Source organism: Streptomyces sp. NPDC085460 (genome assembly GCF_044541975.1).
Taxonomy (GTDB): domain Bacteria; phylum Actinomycetota; class Actinomycetes; order Streptomycetales; family Streptomycetaceae; genus Streptomyces.
Map to the genome: position 1 here is coordinate 136,398 of NZ_JBITTO010000014.1, position 23,651 is coordinate 160,048.

The following is a 23,651-nucleotide window of genomic DNA, read 5'->3' on the forward strand; positions in this document are numbered from 1 at the left end:
GCCGGGGCTGCGGCGGCCTCTCCCTGCTGGGTGCGGACCGGTGCCGTCGTGCTGCGGCGGACGCCTTGTCCGCTGGCGGCCCGGGGCCGGCCCGGACCGGGCCCGCTGGACCACGGCCGGGCGGATCCGTCCCTGGCGCTGGCAGGACACGGCCCCTTACGCGGCCGGAGTGAGTTCCGATCGGCCGAACAGTAGGGCCCAGCCGGTGGGGAGCTGGTGCAGGATGCGGGTGATCAGGTCGGGGCCTGCGTAGGCGGAGACGGCCGCGAAGACGGAACCGGTGTCCCACCGGGTGGTGGCCAGGGAGGCGCCGGAGCGTGCGGCAAGGTCTTTGACGAAGGCCCATCCGGTCAGCGGCTGCGTGTCGGGGATCTGCGTGGTGAGGGCACGTGCGGCCTCCAGGGGCAGGCAGGCGGCCAGGTCGACGCGCTCGTCGCCGGTCAGCTGTCGTCCCAGCCCTGCCAGGACCAGGCGGACGGCTTCCTCAGCTCTCTCACGGGTGGGGTAGGCGCCTTCGTAACGGACCTTCTCCAGCATCTGCTCGTACGCCGTCCCGTACGGCGACTGCTGCTGTTCAAGCGGTCCGCGCACGTCGGTGATCACTGCGGTGCATGCCTTTCATGGAGTCGGGGTGGAGCGGTGCCGGTGTGCGGCACCGCTGGTCAGGTGGGCTGGGGGCGGCCGAAGAGCAGGTCGTAGCCGGCGGGGAGCTGGAGCAGGATCTGCCCCAGCAGGTCCTCGCCGGCCGCGTCGGCGGCCGTAGACAGCACGGCACTGACGTCCCAGGTCGCGGTCTGCTCGGTGGCTCCCTCGATCCAGGCTGCGGTCGCCCGGACGAACCGCTCCGGGGGCAGCGGTTCGGCGCTGGTCAGCGGGTTGAGGAGGATCAGGGCGAAGTCCTCCGGCAGGCGTGCCGCGAGCTGGGCGCGGACCTCGCCCACCAGGTGCGCGCCGAGGAGGGCGAGCACCACACGGGCCGCGCGCTCGGCTTCCTCCGGCGTGCCGTACTCGCCGCGTTCCTTCACGTGGTCGAGGAACGCTTCGCGTCGCAGAGTCATCTCGGCCGCCACCCCTTTCATACTCGGACTGCCCACGGGGTGCGGAGGGCGGGTGAGGGGGAGATCAGGCGCCCGTCCTCCGCACCTGTCCGGCCGGCGTCAGCCGGAGATCTCCTTGTGACCCGAACCGACGCCGATGGAGATCTTGCGGGGCTTGGCACGCTCGGCGATCGGGATGCGCAGGGTCAGCACGCCCGCGTCGTAGTCGGCCTTGATGTGCTCGGTGTCCAGGGTGTCGGCGAGCACGATCTGGCGGGAGAAGACGCCCAGCGGCCGCTCGGACAGCTCCATCTGCACGTCGTCGGCCTTCGCCACCGGCCGCCGCTCGGCCTTGACCGTGAGCATGTTCCGCTCGACGTCGATGTCGATCGCGTCTGCGGCGACGCCGGGCAGGTCGAAGGCAACCACGTACTCGTCGCCCTCGCGGTAGGCGTCCATCGGCATCGCCGACGGCTTCGACCAGGTGCCCGGGCCCATCAGCTGCTGTGCCAGCCGGTCCAGCTCACGGAAGGGGTCAGTGCGCATCAACATCGTGAAAACACCTCCAGCGGTTCAGGCAGTTGCTGCCAATGCGCTTCACTGAACCGTTGTAACATGTCATCCAATGGATGACAAACACGATGTCGTCGGTGCGATGACATACCGAGGGAGGTGCCCGTGACAGCAGCCGAACAGCCCGCGGACGGCGCAAGTCCGGCCTCGTTCCTCGCCGCCGCGGCGGCCCTTAACGCCATAGACGACGCCCTGCACGCCGCCCGGCAAAGGCCGTCCGACACGCCCGCCAGCGAGCCGGGGCCGGAGCAGGCCCTGGCCTCCCTGCTGCTGCTGCGGCAGGTACGCGAACAACTCGCCGGATGGGAGACCGGCCTGATCGAAACCGCCCGCGACGCAGGCGCCAGCTGGGCCGACCTCGCCCACCCCCTCGGCGTCGCCAGCCGCCAGGCCGCCGAACGCCGCTACCTGCGCGGACGCCCCGGCCCCGCCGGAACCACCGGCGAACAACGCGTCCAGGCCACCCGACAGGCCCGCGCCGCCGACCGCACCACCGCCACCTGGGCCCGCCACAATGCAGCCGACCTGCGCCGTCTCGCCGGCCAGATCACCGCGCTCACCGACCTCCCAGCAGAGGCCCGCCGCCCGCTCGGCAGGCTCCACACGGCCCTCGCAGACGACGACGCCGCGTCGCTCCTCGACCCCCTCCGCGCCACCCGCCCCTACCTGACCACGCACCCCGGCCTCGCCGACCAGATCGACGCCCTCACCGAACCCGCCGAGCCACCCAGCTGACTCGCGCATACCGCAGGGCCAGCCCCGTGAGACCGGCCCTGCGGCAGTACGCCCCGGGACCGGCCGCCGCCTTCTACACCGGCCCTGCTCCCCGGTGAGCCGGCTGCGCAGCTCGTAGAAGGCGCCCACGGCGAACCTCCACTACGGCCTCGCGGTCCCCCTCACCTTGAGCGTCATCGCGGCCACCATCACCGTCTCCATCGCCTGGTCTTTCATCGCCACCCGCGGCCAGACGGCGACAGCCGGAACCCGCACCAAATAGACAGCGCACCCCTCATCGACGGTCGGGCTCGACGTCAGCCCCTTCCAGGATTCCGCGAACCCGCGCGCTTCCGACGCCGACCGGTTTAGGGAGATCGACGATGGGCTCGGGCACGCGGCTGGCGACGCCGTCATCGCGTCGATCGCTGCCCGCCTGACGGCCTGGGCGGGCCCGCACGCCGCGGCCGGCCGGCTCGGAGGCGACGAGTTCGCCGTCGCCCTGGAGCTGCCCGCCGACCGCCGGGAGCAGCGCCTCGCGCAGCTGGTCCGGATGCTGCACACCCCGGTCGTCCTCGACGACGGGCGCACCGTCGACGCCGCCGCCTCGGTCGGCGCCGCCACCCCGACCGCCGTAGGCAGCCGGGACCTGTCGCTCCTTCAGCGGGCCGCCGACGCTGCCCTGTACGACGGCAAGCACTCGGGCCGGGCGGTCCTGGCGACCGCCGTGCATGCCTCCGTGCCGTCCGTCAACGGGCGCCGCGCAGGCCGGCCGGGCACGGCAGTCTGGGGGCGAGCGGCATGAGCACCCACACCGGAACCCTTCCGTCGACGGGCGACTGGATCCGCGGCATCAGCGTCAGGCAACCGTGGACCTCCGCCATCGTCGCCGGGGCCAAGACGATCGAGAACCGCCCGCAGCCCTGGTCCTGGCGCGGCCTGGTGCTGCTGCACGCGGGCCTGCAGATCGACCGGCCCGCCCTGCGCGTGCCGCTGGTCGCCCGTACGATCCGCGGCCGCGATCTGCCGACCGGCGCGGTGATCGGCGTCGCTCGACTGACCGGCTGCCACCAGGACCCGGACAGCTCCCCGCCCTGCACCGAGTTCGCGGAGCCCGGCCTGTGGCACCTGGAGCTCGCCGACGTCCAGGAGCTCACCCTGCCGATCCCCCCACGCGGGCAGCTCGGGCCCTGGAAGCCCACCGAGGACCTGGTCGCCCAGATCCTCCAGCAGCTGCCCGACCTGCGGCCGTGAGCACCCGCCGCCGACCCGCACCCGCACCGCCCGAGCCGCCCGCCGTGCCCGTCCCGCTCCTGGACTGGCGCGACGGCGCGCACTTCGCTTGGCCCGAGCGGTGCGTGCTGTGCCGGAAGTCCACTCCCCTGAGGTCCCACGCCGGAGAGGCCGTGCACAAGACGTGCGCGGAGATCTGGAACGCGGAGCACCCCGGCGAGACCCGGTTCGTCTCCGACCCGCCCAAGGGCGGCAGGGGCAAGGACCATGCCTGAACTTCTCCTCCAGACGGAGGCACCCATGAGCAGCACCGAACGCGACGTCGACCACACCCTCGCCTACCCCGAGCCGCCGGCCTCGCCGCTGTGGCACCGCCGCGGCCCGCAGGCCCGCCCGCTCACCGACGCACAGCGCCAGCGCAATCGCGAGCTCCTGGTGCTCGCTCAGCGCACCACCCGACCCCGCTCCCCTCGCACCCTGACGGAGGCCAGCTGATGGACACCAAGCACTGCGCCGTCGACGGCTGGGTCGACGCGATCCCCTCCCCCAGCCCGCGCGACACCGCCATCTTCGACCTGATCGTCCCCACCGACCTCGACGCCGTCGACGAGGACATCCACGACACGGTCATCACCTGCACCGGCGGCGACCCGAGGATCGTCCACGAGCTGCTGAACCGGATCCAGCCCGGCGACCTGCTGCGCACGACCGGCACCCTGGTCCGGCCGTCGGCGCCCGACGACCCCGCCCTGCTCGTTGTTGACGCCCTGGAGATCCTCGACACCGCACCGATCCCGGTCCTGCGGGAGATGGTGCTCGACCGGTACGGCGACTACTGCGTCATCTTCGACGCTGACCGCGACCAGGTCCCCATCTTCACCGCGCTCGGGCAGTGGGTCGGCCTGGCAGATGACCCCGACACCATCACCCGCCTCATCGACCTCCACGAGCGCGCGAACGGCACCGACGCCTGATAGGCCCGCGCACCGACCAATCCCTCTCGGTCACCGACACCGCCCAAGAGCGCCATCCTGAGAGCGTTTCAAAACCGGGTTTTGAAGGCGGAGGATGTTGGGAGATCCAACCTCCCACGAAGCGGCTACTGTCCTGTCTCAACGAACCGAGGGAGGCTGCGGACGAGGGTCTGCGGCATTCGTGCGGGAACTCAGCCCGCGGCGGCTTCGGCGTGCCGGGCCTCCATCGCGGCGATCACTCGCTGCCGGGCCAGCCGCCGGGCCTGCTTGAGCTTCGAGTCGGCCAGCAGGAGGGGCGCGAACCAGATCCAGCCCCAGACGCTGTAGGAAACAGTCCCGCTCAGCACCAGTGCCTTGTTCGTGGCGAGAACCAGCACAAAGGTGATGACGTACGCGGCCACCCGGTGGCGGACCATGAGCCGGAGTGGGGCCTGCCACGGGCCGGCCAGCAGCTCCAGCGCGGCCGCGACCTCGGCGGCCCGCAGGTCTTCCGGATGGGCGGGCGCCTGGCCTCCCTGCTCCAGCGCTTCAGCGACATCGGCGCTGTGGGACGTCAGCGCGGCTCGATCGGTCCGCGCGGCAACCGTCCTGTCCCGTACGTCCTGCCAGTAGCCCCGCCCGGCCCAGTCGAGCGCGGCCTCCACCCGTGCCGCCTCGGGTGACCCGGCAGGCGCCAGCTCCGCGATCTGCTTCTTGAGCCGGTCCACCCGAGCGGCTCGCCCGGGATACGTCCATCCGTCGGCCCGCAGGCACAGCTCCAGGTAGGAGACGAGCAGTCCGAGGTCGTCCGGCCACTGAGCCAGCCCGGTCTCGTAGGCATTCTCCGCCTCGGCATCGTGGTCGTCCTCGTCCTCCGCCGCGTGTGCGAGGCCGAGCCACCGGTAGAGCACCGGATCGGGACCGAGTTCCCCCAGACCGGATTCGGCCAGCTTCCGAGCCTCCGTGAACCCGCCCACTGCGAAGAGCTCCTCGCAGCGGTCGGCGTATTCGTCGTGTGTCATGCTTCCCGCCCCAGTCGATCAGGGGACCTACTTTCAGCCACACGAACCGGCTGGTCAAGGCACGCCAGCAGGAGCCCGAGGCTCAGACCTCGCCCCTGCTGTCACCCACTTCTACGCATCCGCCATCGCTTCCACCGGCTTCGCCCCACCGGCTACCCGGCAGGCATGGGGCGTGCGGTCTGTCTCAACGAACAGAGTCCGCACGTCTCACTCAATCCGGTCCCCGCAGTTCAGCGGCATGCGGACGACTGACTTCGTTGAGACAGGACAGCTCTACCTACGACCCGCCTCTTCGAAGTCTTCGACCCGTCTCCGCGAACTTCGATCGGCCGTGTAGCTGTTCAGTCCGCTCAGTCGATGGGGTTGTCCTGCTGAGGGCAAGGGCCTTCGAAGGCCGGCCCGCAGCCATCGGGCAGATGAGCCACCACCAACGCAGCCGCCTCCTGCGGTGTAAGCGACTGGCCCAGCACGCCACCCACGCGTATCGGCGCGTAGACGATGCACCATTGCGCGTCGCCCACGATGGACGGCAAGTCGTTGCTCCACGGGTACTGCGTGCTCCGGTGGAAGGTGAGCGCCCCGTGGCTCGGAGACGGGAACAGGGCCCGCAGCCGAGGCTAGGCGTAGGCGGTCGCGATGACAGCAGGATTTCCCCGCCGCGCCCCAGGGCGCCCTTCCAGTATTCCGCGCCAGGTTTTCTCGACCACCGTCTCTTCAGGCATTCCGTGATCATGGCGCCCGCGCTCGGCGGCGACAACCAGCTCTGCCCCGGCGGCTGTCCTGTCTCAACGAACCCAGTCGACGACACCCCGCTAACCAGGGGCGACTTGCTTCGCTGAGACAGTCGCTCACCGGACAGGGCTGGGAGCTCCGCCCCCAGGACCTGCGTCGACTGGGTTCGTTGAGACGAATCAGCTGCCGACTCTGTTCGTTGAGACGGGACAACGGCTGTGCAGACGGTGCGGCTGGGGGAACCGGGCGTGATCTTCAAAACCGGGTTTTGAAGGACATCCGCAGGGGAGTGGTGAACCCCTGATACAGGACGTTCAAAACCCGGTTTTGAAACACGACTGCCCTCAGTGCCTCCCGGTAGGGCGATACATGGCATCCTGTCCCGGTCCGCTAGTACCAGCCAGTCCGGCTGGGAAGCATACGGAGCATCAGGAGTACCACCCATGGCACGGATCACCGCGCTCATCAACCGCAAGGGTGGGGTCGGGAAGTCGACTCTCACCGTCAACACTGCGGCCATCACCGCCCACGTTCTGGGCGCAGCCCCTGAGGGCGACCCCCACTACGTCGCAGCCGTCTCCGCCGACCCCCAGGGGTCCACCACCTGGTGGTCGGAACGAGTCGGCCAGGAGCTTCCCTTCTCCTTCGAGCAGATCAACTCCAAGGACGACCTGGAGCTCTTCTCCGCTCTGAAGAAGTCCCGCAAGATCAAGCACGCCTTCATCGACACCCCGGGCTGGATGGACCTCCCCGAGGACGAGAAGGAAGAAGCCGGCGACCCCTTCGGCAAGAGCACCGCCGCCGACGCCATGCGCGCCGTGCTGGCCAACGCCGACGACATCATCGTCCCCGTCGAACCCGAGCCCCTCGGGTTCATGCCGACCCGCGACACCATCGAGGAAGTGGTCAAGCCCCTCGGCATCCCCTACCTCGTCGTCATCAACAACTGGGATCCGCGCGACGGCGAAGCCGACCTCGACCAGACCAAGGACTTCATCCGGGCCCAAGGCTGGAACCTGGCCAACACCGTGGTCCGCCACTACAAGGTCCACACCCGGGCGGCCCTCGAAGGCACCGTCGTCACCCAGTACAAGAAGAACCGGGTCGCGATGGAAGCCCGTGAGGACTTCTACCAGCTCGCCCTCGAGCTCGGCGCCGGCAAGAAGGGCACCCGCTGATGGCGACGAAGAAGCCCTGGGCCGACCTTCTCGACGGTCCGGGCAAGCCGGGCAGCAAGCGAGCTTCCACCGAAGAGCCGGCCAAGGCAGAAGCACCGCCGACCACTGTCTACATGCACATGCTGGTCGGCAATCCGGAGAACCCGCGCACCGATGCCGACTACTCCGACCACGACCCTGACTTCCGCGAGCTCAAGGAGTCGATGAAGTCCGTCGGACAGCTCCAGCCGGCCGTCGCCATGTCCCGTGAGGCGTTCCTCCGCGTCAAGCCTGAGCACGACTCCACGCTCGGTGAAGCGGAGTGGGTCGTCATCCTCGGCAACCGGCGCTTCCACGCGGCCAAGCAGCTCGGCTGGACGAAGTTTGAAATCCGGGTCCGCGACCGCCTCGGCAACGAAGACGACGACAAGCTCGACGAAGCCGTCGTCATCGAGAACATCCACCGCAAGAACATTCCTCCCTACAAGGAGGCCGAGTTCCTGCAGCGCATGGTCGAACGCCACGGCTCCCAGGAGAAGGTCGCGGAGCGTATCGGCAAGTCGCAGATGTACGTCTCCAACCGCCTTGCTCTGCTCAACCTGGCGCCCGAGCTCCAGGACGCCGTCGACACCAAGCAGCTCAAGGTGAAGACGGCCGAGAAGATCGCCAAGATCCAGGATCCTGAGCAGCAGAAGGCTCTTGCCGCCGAGGAGCTGCGCAAGGCCCAGGCACCGAAGGCCCCGCGGAAGCGCGTGGCCACTCCGGTGGCTTCGCCGGTTCAAAACCCGGTTTTGAACGAGGCCCGCAGCACAGAGGAAACTGCAGCCGCCGGCATCTCTGTTCAGACCCGCCCCAACCTCGTTGTGCCCGAACCGCGGCTGTACGAGACCAGCCCCGAAGACACTGCGACCGTCGTGCCATGGCACGACGGAGCGGCTCTCATGGACATGTCTTTCGAACGGCTCGACCCCGTCCAGCGAAGTGAGTTCATCCTCCGCTACTTCCGTCGCAGCACTGGAGTTGAGGCCGTCATCACAGACATGCGGGGAGATCTCTCACCGCAGGCCCGCGCCTCTCTCGCAGCTATCCTCCAGCAGGTCGCCACCGGCCTCCTTCGAGACGCCTAGGTCAGCAAGAAGCCCCTGCTCTTCACCGCCAAGAGCAGGGGCTTTCGCGTAGTCAGAAACGGTGGCCCCTCAGGCATCAGCTCGCAACCAGCCAGGGATCGTGCGTCGGCTTACCCCCGAGAGCGCCTGCAGCCGGGTAGGCCCCAGACCAGCCTCATGTGCTTCCTTCAGCAGGATCCGTACGCGCTGTTCCGCGAACGCCAGCTGCCGCTGCTTCACATGCCGGAAGACGCCAGCCAACGCCAACTCCTCCTCGGCACGGAGCTTCGGCGCGGGATGCGCCTCCTCCCAATCGTAGAACCGGCTTGCCAGCTCCCCCCATCGGTACGGCTCCGGCCGAGGCAGCTTCGGCCACTGCGCCGCCTCCTCACTCGCCTTGAGGAACTCCGCTGCCGGGACCACTTCGGCCCGCAGTGTCTCCGGCGCAGTGAGATCCCGCCAGGCAACCGGCAGGTCCCCTGGCTGCGGCCCCCCTTTGCCACCTGTTTCCGTGAGGCAACGAGCACACGTCCTGCGTAGTTGCTCCTCACCAACAGAGGACTCCACGCAGAGCTCATCTGGATACCTGCACAGCATCGGAATGGAGTAGGCCAGACTGTAGGACGCATGCACAACCCCGAACCCGCAGGAGTCATTGTTGATGTGGGGCGTCACCCGCAAAACCGGGCAGGCGCCGGGGGCCGTGGCTCGGGCCGCCGCATCACGAGTCGTGAACACGCTGTACTCCTGCCGCCGTAGAGCTGCGCCGATCTGACGAACGGGAGCCGCGTCCGGCCATTCCTCTACCAGTGCTTCCCACATGACTAGCTGGCCTCTCTCACGCTGGAAGGGAAGTGCTTCCCAGTTCCCCGCCTGCCAACTGCGCTTCAAGGGGTGAAGACACGCCTGAAGCGGGCGGCGACGGGTGGCGCTCTTGTGGCGTGCGCAGCATTCGCACGGCACCCTCATGCGTCGCCGTAGCGGTTCCGCATCACCTCCACCCACTGCTCGAACCGGGCCGACTGGCAGCCGGGGCAGCGGCGCCCGGTGACGCGCTCGGCGGTGGGGAAGTCGGACTGCGCGGAGTACACCAGCCGCACGTCCAAGAGCAGCGGCAAGCGGCAGAGGGGACAGGGCTCTCCGTACCTGGTGATGTTCATGGGCGGAAGAGTGCACCCACCGGCGGCTTACCGTCGCGGGGCTGGTTCGGCGGACCGCCTGGCGGGCGCCCCGGTAGAGATCTGGTGATGCCCTCCCGCCCGGCGGGACCGGCCCCGGATCGCGCTTCTCCGCAGGTCAGCACGCGGGTTCCATGGGCCGATGATCAGCAAAGCGGAGGTTCGCCCGGGGGCCGGGGTGCGCTACCTGTTCCGTGGCGTGATGGTCGGCGACGGCCACCGTGCCGCGGGGACGCGGCTGCGCGCCGCCCAGGACGAGGCCGGTGTCCCGCCCGGTGTGTGGAAGGGCCGGGGCTTGGCCGCGCTCGGCCTGGTGGCCGGGGACGTGGTGAGCGAGCGGCAGGCCGAGCTGCTCCTGGGGGAGGGCCGGCACCCGGACGCCGACCGGATCGAGCGCGAGCTCCTGGCCCAGGGCAAGAGCCCGGCCCGTGCCCGGCGGGCGACCGTGCTGGGCAGGCCCATCGAGCACAACGCGTCGCCGAAGACAGAGAAGGCGAAGGAACGTACGCCGTGGCTGGCGATGGACCTGGTTTTCCGGGCCCCGTCGACGGCCCACATCGCGTGGGCGCTCGCCGACGACGAGACCCGTCTCGTACTGGAGTCGTGCCAGGACGTCGCCCGGGACAGGACGCTGGCATGGCTGGAGAAGTCCGTTGTGCAGATCCGATGGGGGAGCGGCGGCACGCACCGCCGGCCCGTGAAGGACGGGCTGGTCGTCGCGGTGTTCCGGCATTGCAAGTCCCGCGCTGCCGAGCCGAAGCCGCTGCTCCACGACCACGCGGTCGTCTCGATCCGCGCCCGGCGGCCGCACGACGGGGAGTGGGGCAACCTGTCGGCGGACTCGCTGATGGCCAACATCGTGGCGGCCGACACCCTCTACACCCTCCACTTCATGGAGGAGGTGACGGCGCGGCTCGGGTGGGCGTGGGAGCCGCGCGAGGTGACCCCGGGCCGCCGGCCTGTCATGGAGATCGCCGGGATCGACCGGCGGCTGATCGGCTGGCAGTCGACCCGCCGCCAGCAGATCGAGGACGCGCTGCCCGTTCTCACGGACAAGTACGAAGAACGCCACGGGTACCCGCCGGGGGAGAAGGCCGGCTACGCGCTGGCGTGCCACCGCCGACTAGACCCGCCCGCCCAAGCGCACGGAGCTGCTGTCGCTGACCGAGCTGCGGACGCGATGGCGCACCTCCGCGATCCAGGCGTTCGGCGCCTGCACCGTCTACCGGCTCGCCGAGCGGGCGCGGGCGGCGGCCGCGGCGGTGTGGGCGCGGGTGCGGCCGGTCGTCGACGTTGTCCTGGCGGCCGTGGACACCGTCGCCGTGGTCTACGTGATGCGCGGCGCCTTCGCGCGCCACCACCTGCTCGCCGAGGCCCGCCGCCACCTCTCCTACGTCCTGCGCGGCCGACCCCACGAACCCGGCCTGGACGAACGGATCGTGCAGACGGCCCTCGACGGCTACACCCGGCCCGTCGGGCGCGGCCGGAGGATGACCGCGACCTGCGCGCCCTGTACCCGCGCGACACCGAGGACCAGGCCGTGCTGCGCCCGCTGACCCGCCGGCGCACGGCGGCCCCGTACGAGCGGGCCCGCCTAGCCGCTGGAGCCCTGGCCGCCCGGGTCGGCGCCGCGCGGCGAGCGGAGCGCCTGGGCTCGCGCCCCCGCCCGTACGCCGTCGCGGTGCCCGCCGCCTCGAGGTCGCATCCACGGGCCTTCCATGACGGCCGGAAGGAAGGCCGCCTCCTGGAGCCGGAGCCCGGCGTCGACATCGACGCGGTGGAGCGGCCGCCAGACCCTCGAAGCCGCCGCCGCGGGTGTGGCCGCCACGCTCCAGGACAGCCGGCGGGCGCGCGAAGCCGCCCACGGCCCGCGTCCGCAGCCCGCTCCGGCGGCAGCCCCGCCGCAGCGCACTCAGCAGCCTGGCGCCCAGTACACACCGGGCCGAACCATAGGAGGAGTCACGTGAGCACCCCGGAGGAACAGCCCAGCCCCGGCGAAGCCCTCGCCCGTGCTCGTGCCGCCCGCGGACAGATGGCCGCCGCGCTCGACGAGCCGGTCGGTTGGCAGCCGATCTGGCAGCGCCCGCGGAAGCCGAAGTCGCAGGAGGCCAAGAAGGAGGAGTTGAGCGAGCAGCATCGACGGTTCCAGGAGGCCGCCGGGCGCCGCCTCGCCGCCAAGAACTCGCGCCGGCCCCGCCCTTGGCAGAACCGGATCGTCAACGCCGTCGCGCGCTGCGCCGCCTGAGCTCTGCCCCGGGCGCGGCACTCCAGCACCGGGCTGTGGTGACGACGCCCAGCACCGTCCACTGAGTGGAGCCCACCCGACACCGCGCATCGCCACCGGGTGGGCTCCACCGAGTGGACTTCACTTCGGTGCGCCGGACGACGATGGCCTCCACCCTGGTGCGCACCGCACCGGTGTGCTCGCCGCCGCCCCCCTTGTCCGGGTGCGGCCGAACGCCCGCGACCCCCTTATCCGGCTCCGCTACACCCCCTTGTCCACCTCTGCTACCGCGATGCTTCTCCTTGACATCACCGGATTCGGCTCGCGATCAGGTCGCGGGCAAGGGGGTGTGTGGTGGAGGAGCGCGTCCGGCCGTGGCGGCCCCGGCGCGGTGCGGCGACTCCGGGAGACCGCGCCATCGGCGCCTGGTGGTGCGGTGCGGTGGTGCCCGGGGATGCGCGACGCACCGCACCGCCGTTCCGGAGGTGCGGCTACGCGGTGGTGTGGTGCGCCGAGTGTGCTTCCGTCGCCTGCTTCATCCCCGCGGCCTCCAGCCGGCGCAGGACCTCGCCGACGCCGCCGTGGTCCTCGGTGAGGATGTTCTCGGTGAAGCGGACGATGGTGTCGGCCATGCCTCGCGGGCCGGACAGGCACACGCTGTGGCACAGGAGTTCCAGCAGGAGCCGGCCGAGCGCGGCGGCCAGGAAGGAGTGCTCGCAAGGCTCCCCGTTGTGGTCGTCCGCGGCGGTGATGGGGATGAAGACGCGGGCCGCGACGTCCAGGAGCATCCGGTCCAGCTCCGGGCCTGCCTCGTCTGCGACCGTGCAAGCGGTGTCGATGTCCCCGGCCTGCCACGCCCGGATGTAGGCGAAAGCGTCGGCGACGTCCCGCGGCTCCATCGGGGCGAGCGGCATGGTGAGGGTGTTCTCAAGCATGGGTGCTCCTCATCATCGGGCCGCCCCGCTGATCGGGGCGACCTTGAGAACACCCTCGGATTGCTGCCCTGTGGACAGAATCCGGCCGCCGAGGGGGAGGACTCTCCCCTCCGGTGACCCGTGCCATCGAACCTGGACCGCTTGTCACTGAAGTTGGACCACTGCACGGTTCGTGCCCATCGAACCGTGACCGACCTGGTCAGCCCGGTTCCGGACCAGTCGACAGCTCCGGAGTTTCACGCTCGATGGAGCCATGCAGTGGGCAGCCTGCCGCAGCAACATGTTCATCTTGAACCGCGTCCTCGATAGAGACGCCCGGTCATGTGAAGATCATTCCCTGAGCAGTTACGGAGCCCTTGTGCCTCTCATCGCCGAGTACAGCACCAACGCCCGGGCGTACTACGGGCTCGTGGAGGTATACGACTCGGATGCCTACCTCGGCGACGATGAGTCGTTGCAACGGTCAAGGACTCAGGTGGTCGCCGGAAACGGCTATCACCTCTACCTGCAGGCCAGCCAACGCGACATCGAAGTACAGGTCACCATCAGGATCTGGGATACCCCCCAAAGACCCCCCAGGGGCACGGAGGGCACGACTCCTGTCTCTCTGGAATCAGAAACGGGCCAACTCGTCGTCAGCGCACCCACCTCCGGGTCGGCAGGCGTGATGGACCTACCCCGACCAGGCGCCTACAACGGACACGCGGCATGGAGCGGACGAGAAGCCACGGCCGCCTACTACAACACGTGCATCCAGCGCGGTGCCGAGGAGCAATGGGAAGCGGAACAGATCGGAGCAGCGTGGAGAAAGTGCCCTACGACTGAGCACTACACCCTCGACCTCTGGTTCGTGCGCGAATCCGAACCAGAGGATGACTGGGACGAATAGCCCGTGCACTACGGCGATCCTGGCGCTGAGTACTTGCACGAGTTCCTGACGACCTGCGCCGGGCCGCTCGACCAGACACCCGGGCGTCTCATCGCCGTCCTCGACCCCGACGTGCCCGCCATCTACACCCTGACGGATGGTGCTCCTCAACCACCGACACCGACGGCCGACTGACCGGATGCAGGCAAGCGATGGCACTCCGCCTCGTCCCCGGGCAGGCGCGAAGTCGAGCTGGCGAGAAAGCTGAAACAACAGCGCCGACCAGTTCGGCGCCATCGAGCGTGAACTCCGGAGCTGTCGACTGGTCCGGAACCGGGCTGACCAGGTCGGTCACGGTTCGATGGGCACGAACCGTGCAGTGGTCCAACTTCAGTGACAAGCGGTCCAGGTTCGATGACACGCGACATCCGGTTTGATCACGATGCGGTTACGGCGGAGAGGTTCTTCGAGGCCGGCGTCACACGAGAGCCGAATTCCGCACCTGTAGAAGGTGAATGGCGGGATAGGCCCGCCCCACCTTCCAGGAGCATCCTGTGGCGAGCACCGAGCCCGAGCAGCCCCTCGACCCGGCCGGACAGACCCCCTCCGTGGACCCCTCCATCACCCCCTCCAGGCCGCGCCGCCGGAAGCCGGGAGTTTCCGCAGGTCAGACCCGGCGGAAAGGGGGTCACCGCAGCGCCGACATCCCTCATGCAGATGTAGCAAGGCGTCCCACTCACCGGAAGAACTCGACCGCGCCCCGGCGCCAGGAGCTCCTGCAGGCGCTGGGGATCTTCCAGCGGGCTACGCCCGACCAGCTGTGGAAGCTGACCCGTCCCGGTAACCAGCACGACAAGCTCGTACGCGACAACCTCCTGGACCTGGAGGACCATCACCTGGTGAGGATCGAGTCGGTGCGGAAAGACCAGCGGCAGGTGTGGGTGCTGACGAAGCGCGGACTCGATGAGGCGAAGCTCCTGCTGGAGCCGAAGGGCATACGGGTCTCGGCACTGCGGGAGAAGAAGTACCACCCGGTCACCGGGAAGCTGCTCGGTGCCGGCTACGACGACCACGCCGCGGCGGTCACCTCGACGGCCGCCGAACTCCACCGCGCAGGCATCGGCCACCGGCTCGGCTTCGCCACCGAGATCGGGCACCGGCTCGCCGACGGCTACGTGCAGCGGGCGGACCTGGTGGTGCGGGCGCCGCAGGCCGGGGTGCCCGTGCTCCTGGTGGAGGTCGACCGCCGCTCCGAGGACGCGCACGAGTTGGTGACCAAGCTGCGCCGGTACTGGGAGTGGGGCCGGCTGCTGCCGAAGGACGCGGACAAGCGCACCGTGGACCTGGTCCGCTCCCGGGCGGACGCGATCGAGCGCGTCGACCACGAGCAGCGGTTGTGGCGCCGGGTCTACCCGCCGACCGGCCGGGAGGGCCTGGTCCCCCTCGCGTTCGTGTTCGCCGACACCACCGAGGAGAAGGTCGCCAACACGATCGCCGCGCTGGAGGAGGCCGGCCGACGCTACTGGGCGCCGCGCCGGTACGAATCCCTCTACGAGAAGGCCATCACCGCGCGGGACTACCGCCAGGCGGTCCCCGTCGTCGTCACCACCCTGGAACAGCTCCAGGAGCACGGCGCCGGGGCGGCGGTATGGCGACGGCTGGGACGCACCCGGGAGCAGACGCTGACGGACGCGCTCGACAATCCCGACGGCCACGCCCTCTACCGCGCTCAGGAAGCCCGCGCCGACGCGCAGGACAAGCGGCGCCGGGCCGCTGAGCGGGAGGCGCAGCGCCCGGTGTGCACGCGGTGCGGGCGGAAGTTCACCGACGAGCGCTGGGAGGAGATCACCGTGCACCGAACCGCCGTCCGGGCCGGGGACAGGACGGTGTGCGGGCCGTGCCGCGCCGACGACGTCGCCCGCCAGGAGGCCGCCGCCGAAGCCGCTCGCCTCGAGGCCGCCGCTCCGCCGGACCCGCAGGACGGCCCCGATGCGAAGAGGGGCCGCGGCTGGCTCCGCCGGCGGCCCTGACGATTCCCTTCGCTGCCGGCCGCACCAGGGCCCGCCCGCACCGCTGTGACCTGCGAGGGTCATTTTATGTGGGTCACTCACCACGGCGCCTGCTGCAAAGGGCCCGCCTTATCGCGCCCGCTGCGCCCGGCGCTGCCCCGCCCGCGTGCCACCTTGACGACGTACGCAGGGCCACGCGAGCAGAGGGCCCAGGTACTGACCCGGCGCCTGGTTCGCGTACGGCTCAGGTTGCGCCACCGGTTGCGCAGTAGGTTGCGTCACCGGTTGCGCCACCAGTTGCGCGGTAGGTTGCGGCACCGGTTGCACGCCTCACCGAGCCGGCCCCGCGTCTGCGCAGGCCAGGGGCCGTGGGTCAGTCGATCTGGCCGCCGACACCTCCCCTGTAGAGGCAGGGGAGGTGTCCTCCTCCTCTCTCACGGCGCGGGGCGGGCTGCGGGCGTCCGGCCCAGCGGGCGGAACAGGCACCGAAGTCCCCGTGCCACCGCGCGGGACGGCGGGCCCACCCGGCGCTCACAGGCCGGAGGAGGCCCTACACAGGGGCGTATGAGACGTAGCCGAGAAGAGACCGCACCCCAGGATCTGCCGGGCGACCTGTGGCACGCCCTGGCCCAGCTCCACCACACCCACCCCGACCCCGTGGGCCGCGTCGGGCCGCTCGCCCGCCCGGCCGGGCTGCTGTCCTTCGCAGCGGCCGACGACACCGTCCTCGCGGCCCGGGTTCAGCTGTCCGGCGCGGAGTCTATGCGCGAGGTGAACGAGACGCTCCACGCGATCACCGGGGGCATGCACGCCCACTTCACCGGCCCCGGTGTCGCGCTGGAGGTCACCCTCGGCAGACGGCAGGAGCTCCCGCTCCACGAGGCGCACACGGTGGGCCTCACCCAGCTCTTCCGCCACGCCGCCGGCACCGTCGGCGCCCGCAGCACGCCGGGAGGCGGCCTGTGCTTCCACTGCGGCGGGACCGGACGCGCCCGACCCGTGTGGGAGCCGGCGGCCGGGCACGCCTGAGCTGCTCGCCGGAGACCTCGCCCGTTCGGGGGAACCGGTGGGTCGTGACTTCAGCTGATGTGGCTGTGCCGGTTAGCATCCTGCCCGGCTAGTGGCGTACTGCCGATCACCGCCCGCTTCCGGAGCCACGCCCCTGGACGCGGAGGTCAAGGTCCTGTGGGGCCCGCCTTCCACCGTTCTGCGTTCCGTCGTGATCTACGGCAGTCGTACGAGCCGGTGCCGGGGGCGTGGCCCGGTCCGGCAGAGGAGTACGTCATGCCGAAGAATCAGTCCACTGCTGCGCAGTCCGCTCGCCGTGCGAGCCGGGACGGGGCCAAGTACACCGACGCCCTGCGCCGCGCGAAGGCCGTCGAAGCGCCGCGCCCGCCGCACGTCCTGCGGTTCCTGGCGGAGCGCTCGGGCAACCTCTATCACCTGGTCGGCGGGATCGCGGCGGCCTGGGCGTACAGCGGCCAGCGTGTCCTGCTCCTAGAGGAAGCCGAGGACTACTGGCGCTGGACCATGAGCGGCGCGGGGCGCAGCCGCAGGCGCCGCATGAAGGAGACCGAGCCGGCCACCCCGCCCGAGCCGGCGACCAGCACGCTGTGGTCCTCGCCGGACGGCCCCGGCGTCCTGACCCGCCACACCTGCATGTGGGCGACCCGCCACCCCGCGCAGGAGAAAGACCGCGGCTTCCCCCGCACCGACCGCAGCCCGCTCGCGGCGGCGGTCGCCGATGCCGTCGACGCCTACGATGTGATCGTCCTTCTGCCGAAGTACTGGTCCTACCCCGACCGTGAGATCGCGACGGCGCACGTCGTTCTCGGCGAGATCGACGTCTTCCCGGACACCGACTGCAGGACCGCGCTGCCCGGGCCCGGAGCCGAGGAGAGGGGCGTCCCGCTGAGCCCCGAGCAGAGCGCGGCGGTTCTCCGCGAGCGCTGTCTGGGCTTCCTCTTCGGATCCCTTCACCTCCCCATCACCCTCGATGGGGCGATCTGGCAGTCGAACTGGGAGCTGCCCGTCGACGCGGCGTACCTGCAGGGTGTCGACCGGGACATGAACCGCGTTGGACTGCGCCCCTTGGGCTGGTCGCTCGCCGGGCGCCTGCCCCTTCAGCACAGGCAGCTGCCCGGGCACGACCAGCTGGAGGACCCCGGCTTCGTTCAGCAGTACCAGCTCATCGCCACAAGCCTGCGCACAGCACTGGCCGCGCGTCCCGCCGACAGGAACTGATCTGGGAGCTGGCCCGCGCCGCGTCCCGTGCCGGATGCAGCGTCCTGCGCGTCACTGCCGTGATGCGCAGGACGTGTGAGGGAGGGCGGCGCCCGCTTCTTCGGTGCGGTGCCGGTCCCTCGCTGGTCAGGGCCGACGGAGGACCTGCCGTTCCCACTGGTCGTGCCATTCGGCGTGGGTGGGGGAGTCAGGGGAGGGGACGGTCCACAGACCAGCAGCCGGCCGCCGCTCAGACACCGTCGATGTGCGACCTCTGCGCCGCAGCCAGGGACATCCAGGCACCGATGGGCGCCGCCGATCTCTGCCGCTCCGCATACGGGCACTGACTCCCGGGTCCCCCGACCAGTCACACACGCGAGAACGGGCCAGGGGATCACTCTCTTACCTCGCCCTGGACGGTACTCAGGCCGGTCTCCCGTAGTCGACGAGCGGCATGTCGCGGCGGAGTTGACAAACAATCAGGGCGTGGACCTGGGCTCATACGCGATCCGGCTACGCTCGGCGCGATCTATTTCTTGATCAACAAAGGGGATCTTGTGAGTACTGGGATACGCGCGGCCGTCGTGGGAGTCACCGCAGCTGCACTGCTGGGCGTCGGGGCGCTTCCGGCGTACGCGGGCGCTACCAGCTGCCCTAGTGACGGAAATCTGCCCGGGTCAGCCACATGTTCGAAGCTGAGCAACGGGATTCTGTCGATCTACCCGACGGGCACCGGTAACTCGGTGATGGTCAACTACTACCGGACGGGCGGGGGCGCCCTGACGGCGAAGCTGGGCTATGAGCGCGGCAGCGTGAACAACTGGTGGGCCTTCCAGAACATGAACACGGTGCCTTTCCACTACTCCCAGCAGAAGGGGATCACCGCTAGCTGCAGCCCGATGATCGGCAAGCTCTACACCAGTGGCGGGGCGACCTACTCGACGCCGCCGTCGGACCCCTGCTAATCAGCTCGGCATGCTGTATCCGGGCCCCGCGTCACCCTCTCGACTAGTGGACGACGCGGGGTCCTTCCCAACGATCGGGCACCCACGTGATCAAAGCCGTTTTCCAGGACAACCTGACCTTTCTCGCGTTCGCCATCGCGTTGACGCTCGCCGCCGGCGCTATCGCCTATCTTGTGGCAGCGCGACGGATGGAACGCGCTCCCGCCGCGTTCTATGGACTGTGGACCTCCTCCACCGTTGGCCCCGTCTTGCTCACCACCTGGAGCGGCAGCGGCATCCTGACCTACCAGTGCACGATCAACCCCAACGTGACCCAGGCGTTCACGACCACGCAGGGCCAGCTGAACGTGCTGCTATTCGCTCCGTTCGGCCTGTTTGCCGTCCTCGCGACTCGTAGGGCCCTACTCAGTGTCGGAATCGGCTTTCTCTTCACCACAATCGTGGAAACGGGACAAGCCACTCTGCCCTTCGTCTCCCGGCTCTGCGACACGGATGACCTGGTGACCAACAGCGTTGGCGTGCTCGCGGGGGTAGCTGTGGGTTCCGTCGTCGACCGAGGTATCCGCTTCGGCAAGCCGCTCTCTCGTCCGGCGGTACGCCGCACGGTTATCGGCGGAACCGCTGCGACACTGCTCGTCGCGGGGGTGTGGACGGCCGCGATCGATCCCGTTCGGGCGGTCCTGCCCACCGAGGCGCCCACAGCCAGCCCGCAACAGCTCCACGCCCTCAATTCCGCGCTCAATAAGGCCCTTGGAAGCGGCCTCGCCGTCAGCGAAGCGAACTTCCACAACAACATTGAGGGCTCCAGCACCATCAACGCACCGTTGCCGGGCGGATACGCTGAACTGACGTGGCCGGACCAGGAGAAGCTCACCGTTCACTTCACCCCCTCCAGCCAAGGGGAGGGAACCTATGCGTACTGGATTCCTGGTGCCAGCCGCCGTGTCAGTACGGCGGAGCAGGCCCAGCAGGTCGCGACCCTCTACACCCAGCGTCATGCAGCCTGGGCGTTGCCTGACTCCCAGGTGAAGGTGTGGCCTGTCGACGCGGTCGACAAGAACCTCGGGTGGGTCATCGAGCGCCGTCGCTGGCGGGGGAAGCTCCTCATGCCCATGCGCTTGGACATTCTCATCGAACCCTCTGGCCGCTTGGTTGACCTCATTGCCCGGAACGTCGACGATCCCAAGACACCACCGAGCAAGTTTGGTGAGCAGCAGGCATGGCAGCGGTTTGACAGCTACCACAAGATCAAGTCTGCCCAAGCCCGTCGTGAGCAGCCCATTTACCTCGCAGAGCGGCGAGCGGATGAGTGGCGCGTCCACTGGCGTCTGACCGCCCGCTACAACGGCACGGTGTTTTCGGCAATCGTCGACGCTACCACGGGAGCTATACACAATGCTGCTGCTCTGCCGGAAGACGCTCCGCTTCCTGGCGCACAGGGCATCCACGCCCCCTGAGCATCCAACAGCCCCAAAGCCACCCCTACGGAGAGACGTACGTCGGGCGGTCGCTGGTCACGGGTTTCACCTGAATGCTTGATCAAGTGGGCCAGGCCGAGGATCTCGTCGTGCCCCGCCAGGTCCGGACCTGCTCGACTTGGGCCCCCTCGATTACGCGGTTCCCTCCCGGACCTCACGGGCCAGCCGCGCGTAGTTCTGCCGGGCGCTGGCGATCTGCTCCCGATCGCTGGAACGCAGCTCCTCGCGCTCGCGGGCGAGCCGCGTACGTGCGGCGCGCGCCTCCTCGATGACCGCCTGGTCGGGGTGCGGCTTGGCCTCTTCGGCGGCGATGTGGGCGCTGTAGGCGCCCACCGCGCCGTTCACCGCCTCGATCGCGGCCTCGTATGCGGCCGTCTCCTCGTTGGACCAGTCGTACGGCTCCAACGCGTGCGTGACGGAGATTCCGTTGCTGGGCTGGGTCATGCATGCCTCCTCAAAGACGCTGTTCATCGTGATGGACGGGAGAGCGTGCCGGGCCAGTTCTGTCCCCCGTCAGTCGAATTGGGGCTGTCTGGCCGCCGTGGGCAGCGGCTTGGTCAGAACGGCTCGTGCTCCTCGTACTGGGCCATGGTGGCGGAGGTGGCCGGGAGGCCGGGGAGGGCCCATCCAGTGCTCTCCCCGGCCTCCTCGAACGGCACGGCACAGCGCGAGCATTCGTCGTGGCCGGGCAGCGATCCGCAGGTGCACATGGGGGCCGCTACTTCGGGGGGAGCGGCGGGCGCGGGACGGAGGGGAGGCTCCAGTTGACCCACCGGCGGCCGCGCCCGTGTCTGACAGGGCCCCGCGACTCTGAACGTGCCCATGGAGCGGAGCAGGGGGAACGACGCCGCGAACCTGAGGAACACCAGAACCATGACGGCCCAGGAAGCGTTCTGCGTGCGATGCGGCAGCGCAGATACCCGAGTCACCCGCCTCGACCGGACCAGCGCGGAAGGCACCTGCTTGCGCTGCAACAAGCCCTTCCACGCCACGCCGTGCCAGAACTGCGGAGGCTTCCGCATCGACGGCTCCTTCGGCGTCCCCGGCATACGGTTCGAGAACCTCCCCGAGACCGTGGGTTGCTGGGACTGCGGTCACGAGAACCCCCTGCGCGACCCCGCCCCGGAGTAGCCGGCGCCAAGCCCGCCCTCGCTGCGGGCGGGCTGCCTGGCGTCCGGCCCGGCGGGCGGAACAGGCACCGAAGTCCTTGTGTCACCGCGCGGGACAGGCGGCCCCCCGGCGCTCACCGGCCCGAGGAGGCCCTACACAGGCCGTATGAGACGTAGCCGAGAAGAGACCGCACATCAGGATCTGCCGGGCGACCTGTGGCACGCCCTGGCCCAGCTCCACCACACCCACCCCGATCCCGTGGGCCGCGTCGGGCCGCTCGCCCGCCCGGCCGGACTGTTGTCCTTCGCCGCGGCCGACGACACCGTCCTCGCGGCCCGGGTGCAGCTGTCCGGCGCGGAGTCGATGCGCAAGGTGAACGAGACGCTCAGTGCGGTCACCGGGGGCATGCAGGCTCATTTCACCGGCCCCGGCGTGGAGCTGGAGGTCACGCTCGGCAGACGGCAGGAGCTCCCGCTCCACGAGGCGCACGCCGCGGGCCTCACCCGGCTTTTCCGCCACGCTGCCGGCACCGTCGCCGCCCGCAGCACGCCGGGCGGCGGCCTGTGCTTCCACTGCGGCGGGACCGGACGTGCCCGGCCCCTGTGGGAGCCTGCGGCCGGGCACGCGTGAGCAGCACGCAGGAAGAACGCCCGCGTTCCGGGCCGCCCTTCCGGGCGGTGCGGGACGCGGGCGCGTACGGACCTCGGAGGCTTACACCGGTACGGGCGCCGGCTGCGGGCGCAGCGCCGCGAGCGGAGAGCGCCGGCCCTTCTCCACCGTGCGCAGCTGCTCCCAGTCGACCTCGGGGTGCGCCCCGGGCAGGTCGTCGACGTGCCCGGCGGCGAACCGCGGGACGTCGACGGCGCCGGCCTTGCTCGCGCCGAACTGGACGCGGCCGAAGGACACCGGAGCGATCCAGCCCAGGGGGCGCATCCATTCGAAGTCGACCCGGCGGACACTGAGCCGGGCGGCGGCCTGCTCCGGCCCGAGCGGCGCCTCACGGTCCAGCAGCTCGGCCAGATCCTCCAGGGCGGCGACCTGATCGACCTGGTCGGGGTTGAGGGAGCTGTACCGCCGGTGGACGCTGAGGTCGACCAGGAGCCCCAGCGCGATCAAGCGCTGCACCGCGTAGGAGGACACCGCCGGCGGCTGGCCAGGCTCGTTCGGCGTGCCCAGTGCCGCCGCGATCCGGTTGGCCGCCTCGTACGGCGAGACCGCCTCGCGCGGCATCGCAGCCCGCACGGCGGCCGCGTCCATCGCCTCCACCGCCGACCGCGACCACGCGAAGCCGCGCACGTCCGGATCCGGGACCACACCCACGTGCCGCGCCCAGCGCAGCACCACGACCGTCGTGTGCAGCCGCTTCGCGGCCTGGGCCTCGTCGTACTCGGTTCGCTGAGCCATGGGATTCCTCGCTCTCACTCGTTCGTCTTGAGCCTTGGCGACAGAACATGACAGAACGCCCGAAAGCGTGTCAATACCCGCTGAAATCAGGCGAATTGAGCTAGCGCGACTAGAACCGCGCCCACGTACGCGAGGGCAGATCCACTCTTTCGGCGGTCCGGATGCTGTCCTTCGCGGCCCGAGGCCCACCAAGGGGTGGAGGCGGGAAAGTCCTGCCACCGGATGGAGGTACCGCTGTGATCGTCCGACTCCTGTGTGGCCCGCTCGCCGGTCGCGTGCTGCAGACCACCGACGCCCCGTGGAAGGGAGGCTGGCTCGCCGCCGGCGAGGCCGGCTGGGCCCTGTACGTTCCCGGTCACCGGGACCCGGCGACCGGCATCGTCCTGGCGGAGGTCCAGGTGACCATCCCGCGCCGCCGCTAGCCGGCCCTCGGGCCGTTGCTGCAACACCCGGCCGTGTTGCACGTCTGACCTGCGGTGAAAGCGCCAGGCGCCTTACCGGGACCGCTGTTGCACCACCGCGTTGCAGCGCCGGGAGCACGAGACCCCGGGCCCTGCGTGGGCCCGGGGTCTCGTCAGAGCAGGGAATCCCTAGTCGTCGCGCTCAGGCTCGGCCCGTCGTGCACGGGCCGGGCGCCAGTGTGGGCCCGGCGGTCTCCTCGATGGTGCTGGCGCCGCTGAGGTCCTCGCACACCCGCAGGTCCAGTTCGACGGCGGCCGCGTCGATACGC

The 23,651-nt window shown here is 70.0% G+C and carries 30 protein-coding genes; 19 read left to right on the plus strand and 11 right to left on the minus strand.

The features are described from left to right. Positions 1-156: 156 nt before the first annotated feature. The 3 genes from ACIGHB_RS30220 to ACIGHB_RS30230 all read right to left on the minus strand — a co-directional run bounded on the left by ACIGHB_RS30220 (position 157) and on the right by ACIGHB_RS30230 (position 1,589). Positions 157-603, minus strand: coding sequence for a DUF2267 domain-containing protein (locus ACIGHB_RS30220; protein WP_399917475.1), 447 nt, complete (start codon positions 601-603; stop codon positions 157-159). A gap of 59 nt (positions 604-662) precedes the next feature. After that, a complete protein-coding gene (locus tag ACIGHB_RS30225; RefSeq protein ID WP_399917477.1) occupies positions 663-1,058 on the minus strand; it encodes a DUF2267 domain-containing protein in 396 nt (131 codons plus the stop codon). Between the two features lie 99 nt (positions 1,059-1,157). Continuing rightward, the gene (locus tag ACIGHB_RS30230; protein WP_093659605.1) at positions 1,158-1,589 is read right to left on the minus strand and encodes an Hsp20/alpha crystallin family protein; all 432 of its coding nucleotides are present in this window, start codon (positions 1,587-1,589) and stop codon (positions 1,158-1,160) included. A gap of 126 nt (positions 1,590-1,715) precedes the next feature. Between ACIGHB_RS30230 and ACIGHB_RS30235 the strand changes: the two genes are divergently transcribed. The 6 genes from ACIGHB_RS30235 to ACIGHB_RS30260 all read left to right on the plus strand — a co-directional run bounded on the left by ACIGHB_RS30235 (position 1,716) and on the right by ACIGHB_RS30260 (position 4,531). Then, complete coding sequence (locus ACIGHB_RS30235) at positions 1,716-2,345, plus strand: type III effector protein (RefSeq protein WP_399917479.1); 630 nt, start codon at positions 1,716-1,718, stop codon at positions 2,343-2,345. A gap of 394 nt (positions 2,346-2,739) precedes the next feature. After that, the gene (locus ACIGHB_RS30240) at positions 2,740-3,129 is read left to right on the plus strand and encodes a diguanylate cyclase domain-containing protein (protein ID WP_399917532.1); all 390 of its coding nucleotides are present in this window, start codon (positions 2,740-2,742) and stop codon (positions 3,127-3,129) included. Further along, complete coding sequence (locus ACIGHB_RS30245) at positions 3,126-3,578, plus strand: hypothetical protein (protein WP_399917481.1); 453 nt, start codon at positions 3,126-3,128, stop codon at positions 3,576-3,578. Before ACIGHB_RS30240 ends, ACIGHB_RS30245 begins: the two co-directional genes overlap by 4 nt. Next, positions 3,575-3,832: a hypothetical protein gene (locus ACIGHB_RS30250; protein ID WP_399917483.1), complete on the plus strand. Its 258-nt coding sequence runs from the start codon at positions 3,575-3,577 to the stop codon at positions 3,830-3,832. Before ACIGHB_RS30245 ends, ACIGHB_RS30250 begins: the two co-directional genes overlap by 4 nt. Before the next feature lie 25 nt (positions 3,833-3,857). Beyond that, entirely contained in the window at positions 3,858-4,052 is a 195-nt protein-coding gene (locus ACIGHB_RS30255; protein ID WP_399917486.1) for a hypothetical protein, read from the plus strand. Then, a complete protein-coding gene (locus ACIGHB_RS30260; RefSeq protein ID WP_399917488.1) occupies positions 4,052-4,531 on the plus strand; it encodes a hypothetical protein in 480 nt (159 codons plus the stop codon). The genes ACIGHB_RS30255 and ACIGHB_RS30260 overlap by 1 nt, the downstream gene beginning before the upstream one ends. 191 nt (positions 4,532-4,722) lie before the next feature. On the opposite strand, the gene ACIGHB_RS30265 is transcribed toward ACIGHB_RS30260, so the two are convergent. Both ACIGHB_RS30265 and ACIGHB_RS30270 read right to left on the minus strand, forming a co-directional pair. Then, positions 4,723-5,532, minus strand: coding sequence for a hypothetical protein (locus ACIGHB_RS30265; RefSeq protein WP_399917490.1), 810 nt, complete (start codon positions 5,530-5,532; stop codon positions 4,723-4,725). A gap of 350 nt (positions 5,533-5,882) precedes the next feature. Next, positions 5,883-6,143 carry a DUF6193 family natural product biosynthesis protein gene (locus ACIGHB_RS30270; protein WP_399917534.1) on the minus strand — a complete coding sequence of 87 codons (261 nt, stop codon included), beginning with the start codon at positions 6,141-6,143 and terminating at the stop codon, positions 5,883-5,885. Between the two features lie 564 nt (positions 6,144-6,707). Here ACIGHB_RS30270 and ACIGHB_RS30275 point away from each other — a divergent pair. Both ACIGHB_RS30275 and ACIGHB_RS30280 read left to right on the plus strand, forming a co-directional pair. Beyond that, on the plus strand, positions 6,708-7,442 hold the full coding sequence (locus ACIGHB_RS30275) for a ParA family protein (RefSeq protein WP_392017661.1): 735 nt from the start codon (positions 6,708-6,710) through the stop codon (positions 7,440-7,442). Further along, the gene (locus ACIGHB_RS30280) at positions 7,442-8,548 is read left to right on the plus strand and encodes a ParB/RepB/Spo0J family partition protein (RefSeq protein WP_399917492.1); all 1,107 of its coding nucleotides are present in this window, start codon (positions 7,442-7,444) and stop codon (positions 8,546-8,548) included. The genes ACIGHB_RS30275 and ACIGHB_RS30280 overlap by 1 nt, the downstream gene beginning before the upstream one ends. 69 nt (positions 8,549-8,617) lie before the next feature. Here the strand turns inward: ACIGHB_RS30280 and ACIGHB_RS30285 are convergent, their stop codons facing one another. Further along, positions 8,618-9,265 carry a hypothetical protein gene (locus ACIGHB_RS30285; protein ID WP_399917495.1) on the minus strand — a complete coding sequence of 216 codons (648 nt, stop codon included), beginning with the start codon at positions 9,263-9,265 and terminating at the stop codon, positions 8,618-8,620. Positions 9,266-9,492: 227 nt separating this feature from the next. Continuing rightward, positions 9,493-9,645 (minus strand): hypothetical protein, encoded by a 153-nt coding sequence (locus tag ACIGHB_RS30290; protein WP_399917497.1) that lies wholly within the window; start codon positions 9,643-9,645, stop codon positions 9,493-9,495. A 202-nt stretch (positions 9,646-9,847) separates the two neighbouring features. Here ACIGHB_RS30290 and mobF point away from each other — a divergent pair, with 202 nt between their 5' ends. Then, positions 9,848-11,950, plus strand: coding sequence for a MobF family relaxase (gene mobF, locus ACIGHB_RS30295; protein ID WP_399917499.1), 2,103 nt, complete (start codon positions 9,848-9,850; stop codon positions 11,948-11,950). Between the two features lie 470 nt (positions 11,951-12,420). Here the strand turns inward: mobF and ACIGHB_RS30300 are convergent, their stop codons facing one another. After that, positions 12,421-12,864 (minus strand): hypothetical protein, encoded by a 444-nt coding sequence (locus ACIGHB_RS30300; protein WP_399917500.1) that lies wholly within the window; start codon positions 12,862-12,864, stop codon positions 12,421-12,423. 253 nt (positions 12,865-13,117) lie between these two features. Here ACIGHB_RS30300 and ACIGHB_RS30305 point away from each other — a divergent pair, with 253 nt between their 5' ends. The 7 genes from ACIGHB_RS30305 (at position 13,118) to ACIGHB_RS30335 (ending at position 20,386) form a co-directional block, all read left to right on the plus strand. Beyond that, a complete protein-coding gene (locus ACIGHB_RS30305; protein ID WP_399917502.1) occupies positions 13,118-13,753 on the plus strand; it encodes a hypothetical protein in 636 nt (211 codons plus the stop codon). A 33-nt stretch (positions 13,754-13,786) separates the two neighbouring features. Continuing rightward, complete coding sequence (locus tag ACIGHB_RS30310; RefSeq protein ID WP_399917504.1) at positions 13,787-13,927, plus strand: hypothetical protein; 141 nt, start codon at positions 13,787-13,789, stop codon at positions 13,925-13,927. A gap of 359 nt (positions 13,928-14,286) precedes the next feature. After that, positions 14,287-15,762, plus strand: a complete 1,476-nt coding sequence (locus ACIGHB_RS30315; RefSeq protein ID WP_399917506.1) for a replication-relaxation family protein — start codon at positions 14,287-14,289, stop codon at positions 15,760-15,762. 543 nt (positions 15,763-16,305) lie between these two features. Further along, positions 16,306-16,770: a hypothetical protein gene (locus ACIGHB_RS30320; protein ID WP_399917508.1), complete on the plus strand. Its 465-nt coding sequence runs from the start codon at positions 16,306-16,308 to the stop codon at positions 16,768-16,770. 255 nt (positions 16,771-17,025) lie between these two features. Beyond that, complete coding sequence (locus ACIGHB_RS30325; protein WP_399917510.1) at positions 17,026-17,985, plus strand: hypothetical protein; 960 nt, start codon at positions 17,026-17,028, stop codon at positions 17,983-17,985. 563 nt (positions 17,986-18,548) lie between these two features. Then, positions 18,549-18,929, plus strand: coding sequence for a hypothetical protein (locus tag ACIGHB_RS30330; RefSeq protein WP_399917512.1), 381 nt, complete (start codon positions 18,549-18,551; stop codon positions 18,927-18,929). 86 nt (positions 18,930-19,015) lie between these two features. After that, entirely contained in the window at positions 19,016-20,386 is a 1,371-nt protein-coding gene (locus ACIGHB_RS30335) for a VanZ family protein (protein ID WP_399917514.1), read from the plus strand. Positions 20,387-20,539: 153 nt separating this feature from the next. Here ACIGHB_RS30335 and ACIGHB_RS30340 read toward each other — a convergent pair whose 3' ends face one another. After that, the gene (locus ACIGHB_RS30340) at positions 20,540-20,851 is read right to left on the minus strand and encodes a hypothetical protein (protein ID WP_399917516.1); all 312 of its coding nucleotides are present in this window, start codon (positions 20,849-20,851) and stop codon (positions 20,540-20,542) included. 113 nt (positions 20,852-20,964) lie between these two features. Further along, the gene (locus ACIGHB_RS30345; protein ID WP_399917518.1) at positions 20,965-21,117 is read right to left on the minus strand and encodes a hypothetical protein; all 153 of its coding nucleotides are present in this window, start codon (positions 21,115-21,117) and stop codon (positions 20,965-20,967) included. Positions 21,118-21,280: 163 nt separating this feature from the next. On the opposite strand from ACIGHB_RS30345, the gene ACIGHB_RS30350 reads away from it, so the two are divergent. Next, entirely contained in the window at positions 21,281-21,538 is a 258-nt protein-coding gene (locus ACIGHB_RS30350) for a hypothetical protein (protein WP_399917520.1), read from the plus strand. 144 nt (positions 21,539-21,682) lie between these two features. Then, on the plus strand, positions 21,683-22,147 hold the full coding sequence (locus ACIGHB_RS30355) for a hypothetical protein (protein WP_399917521.1): 465 nt from the start codon (positions 21,683-21,685) through the stop codon (positions 22,145-22,147). A gap of 81 nt (positions 22,148-22,228) precedes the next feature. Here ACIGHB_RS30355 and ACIGHB_RS30360 read toward each other — a convergent pair whose 3' ends face one another. Next, positions 22,229-22,921: a hypothetical protein gene (locus ACIGHB_RS30360; RefSeq protein ID WP_399917523.1), complete on the minus strand. Its 693-nt coding sequence runs from the start codon at positions 22,919-22,921 to the stop codon at positions 22,229-22,231. Positions 22,922-23,157: 236 nt separating this feature from the next. Here ACIGHB_RS30360 and ACIGHB_RS30365 point away from each other — a divergent pair, with 236 nt between their 5' ends. Continuing rightward, on the plus strand, positions 23,158-23,343 hold the full coding sequence (locus tag ACIGHB_RS30365; protein ID WP_399917525.1) for a hypothetical protein: 186 nt from the start codon (positions 23,158-23,160) through the stop codon (positions 23,341-23,343). Positions 23,344-23,651 lie beyond the last annotated feature (308 nt).

What these genes read in the sequence shown, in the direction of transcription:
- ACIGHB_RS30225 (WP_399917477.1), bottom strand. Translation starts at nt 1,058, where the DNA reads ATGACTCTGCGACGCGAAGCGTTCCTCGACCACGTGAAGGAACGCGGC.
- ACIGHB_RS30230 (WP_093659605.1), bottom strand. Translation starts at nt 1,589, where the DNA reads ATGTTGATGCGCACTGACCCCTTCCGTGAGCTGGACCGGCTGGCACAG.
- ACIGHB_RS30245 (WP_399917481.1), top strand. Translation starts at nt 3,126, where the DNA reads ATGAGCACCCACACCGGAACCCTTCCGTCGACGGGCGACTGGATCCGC.
- ACIGHB_RS30255 (WP_399917486.1), top strand. Translation starts at nt 3,858, where the DNA reads ATGAGCAGCACCGAACGCGACGTCGACCACACCCTCGCCTACCCCGAG.
- ACIGHB_RS30260 (WP_399917488.1), top strand. Translation starts at nt 4,052, where the DNA reads ATGGACACCAAGCACTGCGCCGTCGACGGCTGGGTCGACGCGATCCCC.
- ACIGHB_RS30265 (WP_399917490.1), bottom strand. Translation starts at nt 5,532, where the DNA reads ATGACACACGACGAATACGCCGACCGCTGCGAGGAGCTCTTCGCAGTG.
- ACIGHB_RS30275 (WP_392017661.1), top strand. Translation starts at nt 6,708, where the DNA reads ATGGCACGGATCACCGCGCTCATCAACCGCAAGGGTGGGGTCGGGAAG.
- ACIGHB_RS30280 (WP_399917492.1), top strand. Translation starts at nt 7,442, where the DNA reads ATGGCGACGAAGAAGCCCTGGGCCGACCTTCTCGACGGTCCGGGCAAG.
- mobF (WP_399917499.1), top strand. Translation starts at nt 9,848, where the DNA reads ATGATCAGCAAAGCGGAGGTTCGCCCGGGGGCCGGGGTGCGCTACCTG.
- ACIGHB_RS30300 (WP_399917500.1), bottom strand. Translation starts at nt 12,864, where the DNA reads ATGCTTGAGAACACCCTCACCATGCCGCTCGCCCCGATGGAGCCGCGG.
- ACIGHB_RS30305 (WP_399917502.1), top strand. Translation starts at nt 13,118, where the DNA reads ATGCAGTGGGCAGCCTGCCGCAGCAACATGTTCATCTTGAACCGCGTC.
- ACIGHB_RS30320 (WP_399917508.1), top strand. Translation starts at nt 16,306, where the DNA reads ATGAGACGTAGCCGAGAAGAGACCGCACCCCAGGATCTGCCGGGCGAC.
- ACIGHB_RS30325 (WP_399917510.1), top strand. Translation starts at nt 17,026, where the DNA reads ATGCCGAAGAATCAGTCCACTGCTGCGCAGTCCGCTCGCCGTGCGAGC.
- ACIGHB_RS30340 (WP_399917516.1), bottom strand. Translation starts at nt 20,851, where the DNA reads ATGACCCAGCCCAGCAACGGAATCTCCGTCACGCACGCGTTGGAGCCG.
- ACIGHB_RS30345 (WP_399917518.1), bottom strand. Translation starts at nt 21,117, where the DNA reads ATGTGCACCTGCGGATCGCTGCCCGGCCACGACGAATGCTCGCGCTGT.
- ACIGHB_RS30350 (WP_399917520.1), top strand. Translation starts at nt 21,281, where the DNA reads ATGACGGCCCAGGAAGCGTTCTGCGTGCGATGCGGCAGCGCAGATACC.
- ACIGHB_RS30355 (WP_399917521.1), top strand. Translation starts at nt 21,683, where the DNA reads ATGAGACGTAGCCGAGAAGAGACCGCACATCAGGATCTGCCGGGCGAC.
- ACIGHB_RS30360 (WP_399917523.1), bottom strand. Translation starts at nt 22,921, where the DNA reads ATGGCTCAGCGAACCGAGTACGACGAGGCCCAGGCCGCGAAGCGGCTG.